Below are 14,253 nucleotides of genomic sequence, written 5' to 3'. Positions count from 1 at the left end.
AAAAGGTTAGAACTTCGCAGTAGCGGTAAGCCACAGCTTGGAAGTATCGGTTAAGGCGTTGGTATCATCATCCTCCGAGAACTTGGAATATTTCAGGCTCAGGCCGTAATCACCAAACTTCTTGGCTGCGACAAAACCGTATTCAGTACCGTAGCTACTGGTGCCCGCTACACTGCTGTCATCAGCATCAATCTGATGGTAATTGACCGCCAGTTTAACGCCGGCGAGTTTGGTACTGACAGACGCGTAGGTGTCTTCAATACCACCGTCGATGTTACCCACACCTTTGTTCAGGAACTTATCTGTCCAGCCCTGGAACTTATGCAGTGTTGCCAGTGGCGTGACAAAGAATCCGTCACTATCATCGGCCCCTAAGACCTCTTGGCCCGCCTTGATGGTGAAGTCGCCCAGCTTGACGCTACCTTCGAGTAAATAGTAATTGGCATCATAGCTTTTAGTATTGTCGTGGGCGTCGGACTGTTTGGCGTACTCCAGGGTGTAGCCAAAAATATCCTGTTTGCCAGCCAGACGTAGACCGGTAGTTTTGGAAGACTGCACTGCAGCATCTTCGTTATCCAGGTCATAGTGGTAGGCGGTTAGTTTACCGATCGGTAAGCCGCTATAGCTGACATTCACCAGCGTGGTGCTGTGATCATGATCGCCAACAGGGCTGTCTTCACCGAAGATACGATTCACGCGATTGATATGGGCCAGAAAGATTTCGGTGTTTTCAATCGCTTTGCTTTTAAAGGAAAGCCCGTCATAGGTCTGTTCATTTTGACGGAAGCCTACGCCACCGACAAAACGCTGGTTATCGAGCAGAATACGTTGGCGGCCATAGGTCGCGGTGTTGTCTTTATACGTATAAGCAACCCAAGCTTGGTTGACTTCAGTGCCTTCTGGGTCGGCAATAATCGCTTCGCCTGTTACAGATGTGTCAGCAGGGGAGGTTCGGTAATCAACACTGCCGAGTTCGGTTACATCATCCATTTCCACCAAACCGCTAAAGCCATTGAACTCTGCAGTTTTATAGGTCAGGCGTGTTCTCAGGGTTGATGCTGAGGTATTGAGATCTTGCCCAGCGTTAACATCCTGGTCGACATCTTCGTAGCGCATGCGGAAGCTTAATGTTGCTTCACCGTTTTTAATCGCATCGGCAATGGTCGTTTGGTCTTCTTCTGCCAAGGTCGGTGAAGAAACCGCACTAATTGCAGCAGCTAGAGCCAGGAGTTGAAATTTTTTCTTCATGGTGGCGTCCTTCAGTTTCACGGTATGGTCGTTGTTAGTGGGCTTAGCTTAAGTGACCGTTATGTGACGACTGTTGATCTGCGTCAAAAGGTTCCAGTGGGTATTTACTTTGTTCTTTGGCTACCGCTAAAGAGGTATATCCTGGCGAATGTATTCGATAGTGGTTTGCAGCTCACTGTCGTCACAGTGAGTGTTATATTTTTTCTTTAAACCCAGCTGTGAAAGTTCATAGTAGTGAGTTGCTGTCACATCGTGATTGGCCAGGCAGTGTTTAACGCAGGCGAGCGGGCAGCCATCGATGGCGATAATATCCCGACCAGACTTGGCTTTCTTAACAAGAGGTTTTACATTGCCGCCAACGCCAGAAATGCAGGACATTTCTGCCAGTTGTTGATCGTTTAGTGCAACGGCGGTGTTGTTTGCCAGCTGGGCAACGTTCGAGCAACCCGAGCAGGCGTAGACTAAAGGCCGAGAGGCCTCTTTATTTTGCATCTCTTTTTCTCTTGTTTAACTGGGCTCCTGTGAATACTCACAGTCTACGCCTTTATCAAGAGAAACATTATTCCTCTAAAGAGATAGTTTGAACCACTTGTTTGAACGGGTTGTTAACCCTGTCGGCCATCCGCCCGAGGTTGCGAAAGAATGGGCCAATAGATTACGGCAAACACTGTGTAGCCTACACACCATATAATTGCTGCAGCAAACCAAAGGTGAGTTGTCAGTACTGGCAATAACCAGGTGCCCAGTACCCGTATCAATGCTGCACTAATAATTGCGGCAAAGGCGAGGCTCATCAGTGGCGCTGGCTGCAAGGGCCGGCCGGTATGCCCTAAGGACACACGAGCCATCATACTGATAATCATGGTGCCCATCGCACCGGCAGATAATGCATGTAACGCTGTGGCATAACTTAGTAATTCGCTGTTAACGCTATAGGCGACCGCGAATATACCAAGTGGAATAAATGCATAAGCGGCGTGTAGCGACCATAACAAGGGAACCGACAAGGTAATCCAGGTTCGCCATCTAATAAAACGTATAAGATGCAGCGAACCTGTGAGAAGTAATAAGCTGGTAATGACGACAGAGGGAAGCTCAATCCCCAGCCCCAAAATAATAGCTAGAAGTATGGTCGAGGCAATGGTGCCGATTTCTATCGCTTTGAGCGGTTCGGCTTTCGGCGTTTTGGTGCCATTGGCGGTAAAGAAAGGAATCACCCTGCCGCCCAGGATTGTCATGATCAGAACCACCAGCCATATCATTAACTGTAATGCCTGTTGGCTTAGTGCCGCTTGATCGTTAATAACACCGTAATGAAAAGCGCCGTTGGCTAACAGCATGGCAAATAATACGGGAATAAAAATTAAGTTGCGGTATTGGCGGATTTGAATCAGCGGGCGCGCCAGAAAGTAACCACCCAGGGGAATAAACAGTAAATCAATAATGGCGGTGAGCAGAAGCCACTGATTTTGCAGCATAAGCAGTCTGGCTCCCAACCATAAACCTGCCAGTATCAGTAACGGTGCCCCTTTGATGCCTGTAATGCCGGTCCAGTTTTGTACGGCGGTTAACAGAAAACCAAGAATAATGGCTGCAACAAAACCAAATAACATTTCGTGGCCATGCCATAGCAGCATATTGCCGTAGGGAGTCAGGCTAATCCAGCCTTGCAGCAGAGCCAGCCAGAGCAGCATGGCGATGGCTGAAAAAATACTGCCGCTAAGGAACAGGGGCCGGAATGCCAAGCGTAATAAAGGTGTCAGTGTACTGCTGCTGGCGGGGTCTTCAATATTTAGCATTAATCCAGTTCCAGGAAATTCTGTTGTTGTGCTTCAACCACGCGCTGGCGGAAGCGGTCGGCCTTATTGGCAAAAAACATCACGATCATACAGGCGGCCAATACACCGTACAGTAGCATAAAGCTGGCGCTGTAGATGCCCAGGGCATCTTCAATTAAACCAAAGGCGATAGGCAGAGTGCAGCCCCCCAGGCCACCGATGGCAGCGACGAAGCCGCCCACCGTACCCATTTGATTGGGATAGTAATCGTGGATAATTTTATACACGCTGGCTCTGCCAAAGCCTTGTGCAATGCCAATAATAAAGATAAGGATACTGAACACTACAACATTCACTTCAATGCTCAGGTGCACATCGCGGCTGACACCGTGAATCGTCATGGTCGTTGGTGGGTAACTCAGGAAAAACAAACAGGCGATGCAGATCCAAAATACATTCCAGTTTACGGCCCGACCGCCATAGCGATCGGCAAACCAGCCGCCCAGGGCGCGCACCAGGCTGGAGCTGGCGGCAAAAAACAGGGTTAGAGCCATGGCTTGATCGACGCTGAGTTTATAGGCATTAACATAATACTGCGGCAACCACATAATCAGCGCCAGGAAGCTACCGAAGACAAAATAATAGTAGAGGCCAAAGCGCCATACCTGCAGGCGGCCCAGTTCGCGCAAGGCCAAGGCGTTAAATGCTTGCGGTTTATGGTGATGGCTTGAGGGGGCTAGCCAGGCAAATAGCAGAGCCATGGCGATAAGACCAAAACCGTAAAAAGGGCCGACGCTTAACCAGCCGAATTGGTTAATAATAATCGGCGCCAGGGCTAAGGTAATGGCTGCCCCGGCATTGCCGGCGCCAAAAACACCCATGGCCGTACCCTGGGTATTGCGGTTAAACCAGTCATTAACGTAACGAATACCCAAGGTAAAAGAACCGCCGCTAATACCTATCCACAAACCCAACCATAAATAATCGTTGTAACTATCGCTGTACGGCAACAGAAACAGGGCCGGAGCGACGGCCAGCATTTGCAAAGTAAATAAATGCTTGGGGTTAAAGCGGTCGGCCAGAATACCAAAGGGGATGCGTGCCAGGGCCCCGGTGAGCATCGGTGAGGCAAAAATAAGCCCCAGTTCTGTAGCCGATAGTGCCAGACTTTGTTGCAGTTCAAGTGCCAGTACGGCATAGAGAATCCACACAGAAAAATTAGCGGCAAAGGCCAGTGTCGCCATAGCCAGGGCACGGTTGGCGCCATTGATATGTTGTGCGATATTCATAGCATTCTAGCGTTATCTTGATGGTGTGCCTTCACTCTATTAAATCCCTCCCTTCGATGCTATCGGCTACCCCGTCTGTTTTGCTGGGGATATTGGCTCTACCCCTTTGTGGGTAGAAGCCCCTTAAGTACTGGTATTGCTGGACTTTTTTGTTTGCTCAATATAGGTAGAGGCATTGCTTTACAGCCTTCGCGTGGGTTTTTAAAGCCGCACCAACTTGATGCAGGTCAACAGGCAGCTATTAGGATGGCAGCAGACTGCAATGGTCTGATGACGTCTACTACCTGGAGGGGTTATGTCTGGTGATCATAAAATTAATCTGTTCGCACTAAGCGACCCAAAAATTAAAACGCTCCATATCACCTGGTTTGCGTTTTTCTTAACCTTCGTGGTCTGGTTTAACCATGCGCCGTTACTGGTGTTTATGAAAGAAGCCTTTGATATGACCTCGCAGCAGGTTAAAGCCCTGATGATTTTGAACGTGGCTTTAACCATTCCGGCGCGGATTATTATCGGTATTCTGGTGGATAAGTTAGGGCCGCGGAAAGTCTATAGTTCGTTACTGGTGCTCTCGTCGTTTCTCTGTTTGGCATTCTCTATGGCCAACACGTATGAGCAGTTAGCGCTTATGCGTTTCCTGATGGGCTTTGTGGGTGCCGGTTTTGTGATTGGTATTCGCATGGTGGGTGAGTGGTTCCCCCATAAGTCTGTGGGTGTTGCAGAAGGCATCTACGGTGGTTGGGGTAACTTTGGTTCGGCTGCCGCTGCCATGAGCTTGCCAACCCTGGCGTTGCTCTACGGTGGAGAAGATGGCTGGCGTTACGCTCTGGCTACTACCGGTATCATTGCGGGTATCTACGGTATCTTTTACTACATCACTGCGCGCAATACGCCCAAAGGCTCCACCTACTTTAAGCCTAAAAAGTCCGGTGGTCTGGAAGTCACCAGTTACAAAGATCTGTACCTGTACCTGTTGATGAATATTCCTATGTACATCGCCCTGGGTGTGCTGGCCTGGAAATTGTCTCCATCCGGTTTGGCGCTGCTAACGGATACCGCCATGTACAGCATCTGGGGTATTCTGGTTGCACTCTACATCTATCAGGCTAAACAGATCTGGAATGTAAACCACGAGCACTTGAAAGCCGGTGTGCCTGAGTTGGATAAATACAAGTTCAAGCAGGTTGCTATTCTGGATTGGTCCTACTTCGTTACCTTTGGTTCCGAGCTGGCTGTAGTTTCCATGCTGCCACTGTTCTTCCTGGAAACCTTCGAAGGTCTGGATCCTGTTAAAGCGGGTCTGTTGGCGTCAGGTTTTGCCTTTATGAATTTGGTGGCGCGTCCAACCGGTGGCTGGTTCTCGGATAACTTTGGCCGCCGCAAGTCGCTGATGATTCTGATTGGTGGTTTAGCTGTTGGCTACTTTATCCTGTCGCAAGTAAATTCCGGCTGGTGGATTCCTGCCGCGGTGGCTGCGACCATGATGTGCTCCTTCTTCGTACAAGCGGGTGAGGGTGCTGTGTTTGCCATCGTACCTTTGATTAAGCGTCGTATGACCGGACAAATCGCTGGTATGGCGGGTGCCTACGGTAACGTGGGTGCGGTAACCTACCTGACCATCCTGAGCTTTGTAGACTACAGCACCTTCTTTATGGTGATTGGTTGTTCGGCTCTGGTGATCTTCTTTATCGCGGCTATGATGGATGAGCCTCGCGGTCAGATTTCTGAAGTACTGCCAGATGGTACTGTGCAGATGATTGATGTAGGTTAATAGATCATGTGTAGCCATTAAGGAAAACGTTGCATGACCGAATTGCAACTGGATATAGCCCGCTTCAGTGAGGCGGGCATAAAACCCATTAACGAAGACTCCGTCGGTTGTTACCAGCCTGCGGAGTCTTACCCGTTAATGAGCAAGGGAATTACCCTGGCTGTGGCCGATGGAGTGTCAACGGCTGAGGCAGGTCGGGAAGCCAGTGCTACAACCATCGAACGTTTTATTGAAGAGTACTATCAAACCCCGGATACCTGGTCGGTATCACGCAGTGGCGAAAAAATACTCTCGACGGTTAACCTGCGCCTGTTTCGCAAAAGCCATGAATTTACCAGCGAGACTAAAGGATATTTGTGCACCTTCAGTGCCGTAGTGGTAAAAAGCCGGACCCTGCATTACTTCCATGTAGGCGATAGCCGGGTTTACCTGTGGCGGGATGGTGAGTTAAAACAGTTAACCACCGATCATGTTGCTACCATTGCCGACAACCATACCTGTTTAGCGCGAGCGATGGGAATGGATAGCCGTTTGCATGTTGACTATGGCCATACCCCGCTGGAAGAAGGCGACAGGTTGTTGTTGACCAGCGATGGCGTGCACGATTTTATCTCGCCGGAGAGCTTGGCGAGTTTGATGGGTGAAGATAAGTCTGCTGAAGAGATTGTAGCCAGTCTGAAGCAGGAGGCGATCAACGCTAAAACCGATGATAACCTCAGCGCTATTGTCGCCGATGTAAAAGTATTGCCTGGGGAAAATCTGGATGACTACAGCGCACAGCTAACGCGTTTGCCCTTCCCGCCCGATTTAGCGGTGGGAATGAAGTTGGATGGTTATCGGATTGTTAAAGAAATCTTTGCCTCCAGCCGCAGTCAGCTCTACCTGGTGGAGGACGAAGCGACTGGCGAGCAGTTGGCGATGAAAACCCCGTCGCGCAACTTTGAGGACGACGTATCTTATATTGATCGTTTTATTCAAGAAGAGTGGATTGGTAAGCGCATTCACAGCCCGCATGTTGTCAAGGTGATCGATCAGCTTCGTCCTAGAACTGCTCTTTATTATTTAATGGAGTTTGTCGAAGGCGAGGGGCTGGATGATTGGATTGCCAGACATCAACACCCCAGCCCCAAGCAAAGTATTTCAATTGTTAAACAAATTGCCGAAGGCTTAAAAGCCTTCCACAGTAATGAAGCGATTCATCAGGATTTAAAACCGGGCAATATCATTATTGCTAATGATGGGCGGGTGATTATCTTGGATTTTGGCTCCGTCTATGTTGCGGGCCTGGCTGAATTACAGCGGCCTTTAAAACATGAAGGTGCTTTGGGGACGGCGAGTTATTCTGACCCCTTGTACCTGATGGGTCGCAATCCGGGTATACAGGGCGATGTCTATGCCCTGGCGACCTTGGCTTATGAAATCTTTACCGGGCACTTGCCTTACGGTAATGGCGTAGAAGAGTGCCGTACGGCCCTGGATTACGATCGCTTGCGCTACCAGTCAGCAACTAAGTACAACCCGATTATCCCCGTGTGGTTTGATTCTGCATTGGAGAAAGGGGTTTCTTTTGAGTTGCAAGAGCGTTATCACTCGATTGACGAGCTGATACAGGATTTGACACAACCTAACCCTGAGTTTTTGCGTACGGATCCGGTTGTGGAAAAAAATACCAGTTCGCTACTGTTCTGGAAGCTGTTGTCCGGATTTTGGTTTTTGTCGTTTTTTTTGGTGTTGTATTTATTTAGTCGGATGGAATGAGGGGAATAAACTCAAGGAGTGTTAAAGACACTGCGCTCCTGCCTACGCAGGAGCGACAGCATCGAGTTTTAGATTAGGATTCAGCCAACAGATTTAATAAGTTGGATGTAGTGATAATGCCAACCACTTTGTTATCGGTAGTTACAAACACTCGATGAATCTTATTGATCAGCATGGTTTTGGCGATATCGCTGATGCTGGTATCTTCACTGACAGAGATGACTCGCTTTTGCATAATCTGATGAACAGTGCAGTTTTCTTCCGCGTTGTGCGTCCACTGATCCAGTTCCAGGTGATCAATATCGTTACCGTAAGCGGCTTGATAGTAATCGCGGAGAGCATCAACCTTACCGGCGTCGCCTTGATTCTCAAAGCGGAAAATATCGGTCACACTGACGACGCCAATTAATTCATTGTCGGAAGCAACAACAGGGGCACCGCTAATTTTCTTTTCGCTGAGAAAGGTCGCCAGATATTTTATGGACCAGCCCTCATAGGCGAAAAGTACATCTTTACTCATAATGTCGGCGGCGGTGATATTGTTCATATTCTATTCCTCTTTTTGGTGCATTGCCCTATTCTGGGGCGTCTACCTTTGGTCTATTAATGGATAACCTTTGTACCCATTATTGTAGATTAGGGCCGTTAATTATTGAGCGAGATCAATATATTTACGTGAACTGGCAGAGGTGTTGTGAGTAGCCGTGAGGCATTGGTGGTAGATAGTTTTTCATGGCACTGTACTTGATAAGGATCAATGGGTAATAAAACCGAATTGATTAGGCTTTGTGGCTTTAACGGTATCAGGACGAAGGGTGTCTACTATGGGGGCTGTAAAGCAGGTTGATATTGCTGTTATTGGTGCGGGGCCAGCGGGTTTAAGTTTGGCCTGTGCGCTGGCTTCAAGTGGTTTGCAGCTCTGTTTAATTGATCCACAAAGTAAAGCTGAATTAAGTGATCCGCCTATGGATGGTCGCGATATTGCGATGACGCATTTGTCGAAAACCATCTTGATGGAAATGGGTGTTTGGCAACGCTTTGAATCTGATGTGGTTCACCCGCTGTGTGAAGCTACAGTGCAGGACGGTAGTTCTCCCTACGCGCTTCACTTTGAACGCAGTGATGATCCTGATGCCCCCTTGGGTTACCTGGTGGCAAATCACCAGATTCGCAAAGCGCTGTTTAGTCAGGCGCAAACGCTGAAGAATGTTGATTGGCTTTATGAGCAGTCGGTTATCAGTACCAGCGCTTCGGGCTCAGGTGGCCGAGTTGTATTGGATAATGGTGACGTGATTGAGGCAAGCTTGGTTGTCTCTGCCGATAGCCGTTTCTCCACAACGCGCAGAATGATGGGCATTGGTGCCAAAATGAAAGATTTTGGCCGGGTGATGATCGTCTGCAATATGACCCACCCTGGCAGTCACCGCAACACTGCGCAAGAGTGTTTCTACTATGGCCGAACCTGCGCAATCCTACCCTTGGGAGAGAATACTTCATCTATTGTCATTACCGTTCCTGCTGCCAAAGCCGAGGAATTAACAAGTTCCAGTCCGGAAGACTTTGAGAGTTGTGTGAGTGATATGCTGGAGCATCGGCTGGGTAAGTTAACCTTGGTTAGCGAGCGTTTTTCGTATCCCTTGGTGGGGGCCTATGCCGATAAATTTGTCAGTCCAGGTTATGCCTTAATTGGTGATGCAGCCGTAGGTATGCATCCTGTAACGGCCCATGGTTACAACCTGGGTCTTCGCAGTGCCGATACCCTGGCCAAACAAATTTTAAAGGCTAAGCAGCAGGGTAAAGATATTGGTTCCCTGTCTGTGCTCCAAGGTTATGAGTGGCGGCATCAATTGCTGGCTAAGCCGTTATACGAATCTACCAATATGATTGTGCGGTTATATACTGATGATCGGCCTTTGGCGAAGTTGGCGAGGAAGGCGGCGATTCGGGTAGGTAATAATATTGCGCCGTTTAAAAAATTAGTAACACATAGATTGACGCAGATACGTTAGTTCTTTGGTATGCCATCCCCGTGAAAACGGGGATCCAGTTTAATGGCGCCTGCTAGTCCTCATGTACGCATTCCATTAACACCCACTGTAGTATTCGGCGTCAACGATCTTCGTATCCCTGGATCCCCGTTTTCACGGGGATGGCGTTATAGAGGTCTGGAGTGACGGTGGGGTTAGCTAATCCACCGATCGTAAGGAATAACGTCAACAAGCTCGCCAGCTTCAATATTACCCTCGTCCGCCGCCAATCGAATATAACAATTCGACTTCACCATTGAAGACAACATCCCGGAGCCCTGACTACCGGTATCACAAACCTGCCAACTACCATCTTCCAGCTGCGCTAAAACACCACGCTGAAAATCCGTCCGCCCTGGATGTTTACGTAATGTATGCTCGGTTGTCGCCTGAACGGTGATAGGCGGTTCGACAGTTTCTCCCGCCATTTTTTGAATGGCTGGTAAAGCGAGTTGATGAAAGGTAACCGCTGCAGATACCGGATTACCGGGTAAACCAAAAAATACCGCGGCCCCAACATGCCCAAAGGCAAAAGGCTTGCCGGGTTTTACGGCAACTTTCCAGAAGTTAACTTTGCCAAGTTCGTCGAGAATGTCTTTGGTGTAGTCGGCTTCGCCAACAGAAACCCCACCAGAGGTAATGATGGCATCGCAACTACTGGCAGCATCCTCAAAGGCGCTGCGCAGTGCGTCTTTATCGTCGGGTAATATGCCCAGGTTCAAAATATCGATGCCCAGGCGTTTTAACATGGCCTCGACGACAAAGCGGTTACTGTCGTAAATGCAACCGGGGTCGAGCGTTTGTCCCGGTAAGCGCAATTCATCACCGGTAGAGAATAGGGCAATGCGCAGTGGGCGATAGACGTTTGCTTCGGCAAGACCAAGTGATGCCAGTAGACCCAGGTCAGCAGGTCTTAGGCGACGGCCTTTGTGTAAAACCACTTCACCCAAACGAATATCTTCCCCGGCTTTACGGATATGGCTGCCGGGTTTGATGGCCGTTAAAAAGGTAATGGACTCGTTATCCGCCGATGTGTCTTCCTGCATGACCACGGTGTTGGCGCCGGCCGGGATTTGCGCGCCGGTCATAATGCGTACACATTGGCCTGCTTGCAGTTCTTCTGTATAGGGGGCACCGGCAAAGGATTTACCGACTTGGGTGAGGGTTTTATTGCTCGCGTTAATGTCTTCTGCCCGGATGGCGTAACCATCCATGGCAGAGTTGTCGTAGCCTGGGACATTAATCGGCGCGGTGATATCTGCCGCGAGGATTCGGTCAAGGATCAGTTCCAGGCCGACAGTTTCTGTGTACGTTAACGGTTTTACACTGTTAAGCAGTTGGTTGATGGCTTCATTAAGCGGCATCAAGCCTGGCGCGTCGCAACAGCCCATAATGTTATCTATCTCGATTTTTGGCTTGCTTTAGTTTTGGTTAACCATCCATACGGCGGCTTCTACCCGAGAGCGAAGCCCCAGCTTTTTCAGGATATGTTTTACGTGGACCTTGACCGTACCGTCAGAAATATCCAGCTCGCGGGCAATGAGTTTATTACTTAAGCCTTTGGCGATTTGCTTAAGGATATCGTGCTCGCGACTGGTCAGGCTGGCGAGCAAGCTGGTGCGGCTGTTGTCACCCTTGCGAATAGCGCCGGCGAGAATATGGGTCAGTTTGTCACTGATCACCATTTTACCCAGGGCTGCTTCTTTGATTTTGTCCAGAATCTGGTCTGGATCCATATCTTTTAACAGATAACCATCGGCGCCGTAGGTGATGGCACAAACCACATCTTCGTCGTTATCGGAGACGGTCAGCATAATAATGCGGGATTCAATTTGTGCTTCGCGCATGGCCTTCAGGGTTTCCAGACCGTCCATGCCTTGCATATTCAGGTCCAGCAGAATCAGGTCAGGCTCATGTTGCTTGGCCAGTTCCAAGGCCTCGGCGCCACTGCTGGCTTCAGCAATTACTTCGAGATCATCTTCCAACTCTATTAGCTGCGACAAGCCTTTACGCAAGAGTGGGTGATCGTCTACCAGCATCAGTGTTGCACTTTCAAGAGTGGCGGAGCTCTCAGACATTTCCTCGTATCCCCTAAAATCGGTCAAATTTTTATAGCTTCCACTTTGGCGAAGGCGCCTTGAAATGGCAAGCCTGCCTCGGAGTTTACTTGACCTAGATCATCCAGTTTTCACTTCACGGAAAGTGGGGGATAGAGGTCTTTATCCCCTAATGGGTAGCTGTCTATTGATGGCGGAGCGGTCATAGTCTGGGCTGAGGGGCTGTTCTACCACTTTGTGGGTATGTAGCGTTTGAGATTGCCTGATTATCCCTACTCCTTTGTGCAAGTTGAGCAGATTCCGCGGCCTGCCGCATAGTGAGCCTGACCTTATTTAAATCATGGGAGAAGGTTATGACAGATTCACGTACGGTGGATCCTGTAGGTGGCTCCCCCGGCAAATCTTCTGGGGCAGACATTCATACATGGGATCCTGAAAATGCTAGTTTTTGGGACGCAGAAGGAAAGCGGGTTGCCAATCGTAACCTATGGATCTCCATTCCGAGCTTGCTGTGTGGTTTTGCAGTCTGGCTTTATTGGGGCGTAATCACGGTTCAAATGCTGAACCTGGGTTTCCCTTTTGAAAAATCAGAATTATTTACACTCATGGCCATTGCCGGTTTAACCGGTGCTACTTTACGTATTCCGAGTAGTTTCTTTATTCGGTTATGTGGTGGTCGCAATACCATCTTCTTTACTACTGCATTGTTAATGATTCCTGCCTTTGGTGCAGGTATTGCGTTGCAAAACCAGAATACGCCACTGTGGGTGTTCCAGGTCTTGGCCTTACTGTCCGGTATTGGTGGCGGTAACTTTGCATCATCCATGTCAAACATCAGTTTCTTCTTCCCGCGTAAACAGCAGGGCTTGGCTCTGGGCTTGAATGCTGGTCTGGGTAACTTTGGTGTAACCACCATGCAAATCCTGGTACCGCTGGCCATGACCTTTGGCCTGTTCGGTGCGATGGGTGGTGAATCCATGGTGTTGCAAAACACTTCCGGTACCTTGATCGGTAAGATTCCTGCAGGTTCTGAAACCTATATTCAGAATGCGGGCTTCGTATGGTTGCTGTTCCTGATCCCTCTGGCCTTCCTGGGCTGGTTCGGTATGAACAACCTGCGTACCACCGATGTATCACCAGAAATCCCTGGTGCCCTGGGTAGCTTTAGTATTGTCAGCTTTATGCTGCTGATCGGTTTTGGTACTGCGGCGTTTGGTTTGTGGTTATTACTGCCTGAATCAGCCAACGGTTCCGGTTTCGGTGTACCCAAAGAAATCGTACTGGTGCTGGTTGTTGCCTCTACCGTATTCCTGCTCAAGCAGATTCCCGGTCAGATTAAAGGTAACCTGAGTCGCCAATACCAAATCTTCGGTAACCGTCATACCTGGGTAATGAGTGTGATCTACACCATGACCTTCGGTTCCTTCATTGGCTTCGCAGCATCTTTCCCGCTGTCCATTAAAGTGATCTTCGGTTATCAGCATCTGATGGTAGATGGGGTAATGACTCACGATACGGCTAACCCTAACGGTCCTAGTGCGTTGATGTACGCCTGGATGGGGCCTTTCATCGGTGCACTGATCCGTCCTCTGGGTGGCTGGGTATCCGATAAGCTGGGTGGTGCTCTGGTAACTCAGGTGTGTTCTGTAGTGATGATTGGTAGCGCCTTGGGCGTGGCTTACTACATGAAGGCTGCCTACAACTCTGCAACCCCTGAAGAATACTTCGTGCCTTTCTTCGCCCTGTTCCTGCTGCTGTTCGCGGCTACCGGTATCGGTAACGGTTCAACCTTCCGTACCATTGCCATGGTATTCCCTAAAGAGCAGGCGGGTCCTGTACTGGGTTGGACTTCTGCGGTTGCTGCTTACGGTGCCTTCTATATTCCTAAGGTACTGGGTGAGCAAATTAAAGCGACTACCCCTGAAGTTGCACTGATTGGCTTCGCAGCGTTCTACGGCGTGTGTGTCTTCGTTAACTGGTGGTTCTACCTGCGCAAGGATGGTGAGTTCTATAACCCTTAAATCACTCATCCAACCTCAAAAGGCCTGCTGTTAACTAGCGGGCCTTTTTCGTTTTGGGGGGATAAAAATTTGCTCTTTGACCGGTGGTTCACAAATAATTGTAAAATTTATTCCTAATTTCTTATTGTTATAAAATGGTTTTCCCATTACTTCTAATAGAAGTTATAACAGCATTTTCAGGCGCCAAAACCCCATATTTTGACGTCGGTTACATCACTTATCTTGTACACACTTGTTAATAGACGACAAGATGCTGTCTATATAATCGCTATCTAAATTCAGTTTTATATAACCAATTTGCTAT

The 14,253-nt window shown here is 48.9% G+C and carries 11 protein-coding genes; 4 read left to right on the top strand and 7 right to left on the bottom strand.

All coding sequences use genetic code 11. The features are described 5' to 3' along the window. Positions 1-6 precede the first annotated feature (6 nt). From ACGHZ6_RS22010 to ACGHZ6_RS21995, 4 genes are all read right to left on the bottom strand, one after another. A complete protein-coding gene (locus ACGHZ6_RS22010; RefSeq protein ID WP_390616212.1) occupies positions 7-1,248 on the bottom strand; it encodes an alginate export family protein in 1,242 nt (413 codons plus the stop codon). Positions 1,249-1,374: 126 nt separating this feature from the next. Then, positions 1,375-1,740 (bottom strand): putative zinc-binding protein, encoded by a 366-nt coding sequence (locus ACGHZ6_RS22005; RefSeq protein ID WP_390616211.1) that lies wholly within the window; start codon positions 1,738-1,740, stop codon positions 1,375-1,377. Positions 1,741-1,853: 113 nt separating this feature from the next. Beyond that, positions 1,854-3,047 carry an NnrS family protein gene (locus tag ACGHZ6_RS22000; protein ID WP_390616210.1) on the bottom strand — a complete coding sequence of 398 codons (1,194 nt, stop codon included), beginning with the start codon at positions 3,045-3,047 and terminating at the stop codon, positions 1,854-1,856. Continuing rightward, positions 3,047-4,315: a nitrate/nitrite transporter gene (locus ACGHZ6_RS21995; RefSeq protein WP_390616209.1), complete on the bottom strand. Its 1,269-nt coding sequence runs from the start codon at positions 4,313-4,315 to the stop codon at positions 3,047-3,049. Before ACGHZ6_RS21995 ends, ACGHZ6_RS22000 begins: the two co-directional genes overlap by 1 nt. A gap of 295 nt (positions 4,316-4,610) precedes the next feature. Here ACGHZ6_RS21995 and ACGHZ6_RS21990 point away from each other — a divergent pair, with 295 nt between their 5' ends. Both ACGHZ6_RS21990 and ACGHZ6_RS21985 read left to right on the top strand, forming a co-directional pair. Next, complete coding sequence (locus tag ACGHZ6_RS21990) at positions 4,611-6,086, top strand: NarK family nitrate/nitrite MFS transporter (RefSeq protein ID WP_390616208.1); 1,476 nt, start codon at positions 4,611-4,613, stop codon at positions 6,084-6,086. 33 nt (positions 6,087-6,119) lie between these two features. Continuing rightward, entirely contained in the window at positions 6,120-7,844 is a 1,725-nt protein-coding gene (locus ACGHZ6_RS21985) for a protein kinase domain-containing protein (protein WP_390616207.1), read from the top strand. Between the two features lie 73 nt (positions 7,845-7,917). Here ACGHZ6_RS21985 and ACGHZ6_RS21980 read toward each other — a convergent pair whose 3' ends face one another. After that, entirely contained in the window at positions 7,918-8,391 is a 474-nt protein-coding gene (locus ACGHZ6_RS21980) for a CBS domain-containing protein (protein ID WP_390616206.1), read from the bottom strand. A 277-nt stretch (positions 8,392-8,668) separates the two neighbouring features. On the opposite strand from ACGHZ6_RS21980, the gene ubiM reads away from it, so the two are divergent. Next, positions 8,669-9,853, top strand: coding sequence for a 5-demethoxyubiquinol-8 5-hydroxylase UbiM (ubiM, locus tag ACGHZ6_RS21975; protein WP_390616205.1), 1,185 nt, complete (start codon positions 8,669-8,671; stop codon positions 9,851-9,853). Positions 9,854-10,026: 173 nt separating this feature from the next. On the opposite strand, the gene moeA is transcribed toward ubiM, so the two are convergent. After that, positions 10,027-11,262: a molybdopterin molybdotransferase MoeA gene (moeA, locus tag ACGHZ6_RS21970; protein ID WP_390616204.1), complete on the bottom strand. Its 1,236-nt coding sequence runs from the start codon at positions 11,260-11,262 to the stop codon at positions 10,027-10,029. Positions 11,263-11,292: 30 nt separating this feature from the next. After that, complete coding sequence (gene narL, locus ACGHZ6_RS21965) at positions 11,293-11,949, bottom strand: two-component system response regulator NarL (RefSeq protein ID WP_390616203.1); 657 nt, start codon at positions 11,947-11,949, stop codon at positions 11,293-11,295. Between the two features lie 332 nt (positions 11,950-12,281). Here narL and ACGHZ6_RS21960 point away from each other — a divergent pair, with 332 nt between their 5' ends. Beyond that, on the top strand, positions 12,282-13,949 hold the full coding sequence (locus tag ACGHZ6_RS21960) for an antiporter (RefSeq protein ID WP_390616202.1): 1,668 nt from the start codon (positions 12,282-12,284) through the stop codon (positions 13,947-13,949). The last annotated feature ends 304 nt before the right edge of the window (positions 13,950-14,253 follow it).

The organism is Maricurvus nonylphenolicus (assembly GCF_042854845.1).
Classification (GTDB): domain Bacteria; phylum Pseudomonadota; class Gammaproteobacteria; order Pseudomonadales; family Cellvibrionaceae; genus Maricurvus; species Maricurvus nonylphenolicus.
The sequence above is the reverse complement of the archived record's forward strand: the minus strand, read 5'-3'. Positions and strand labels throughout refer to the sequence as shown.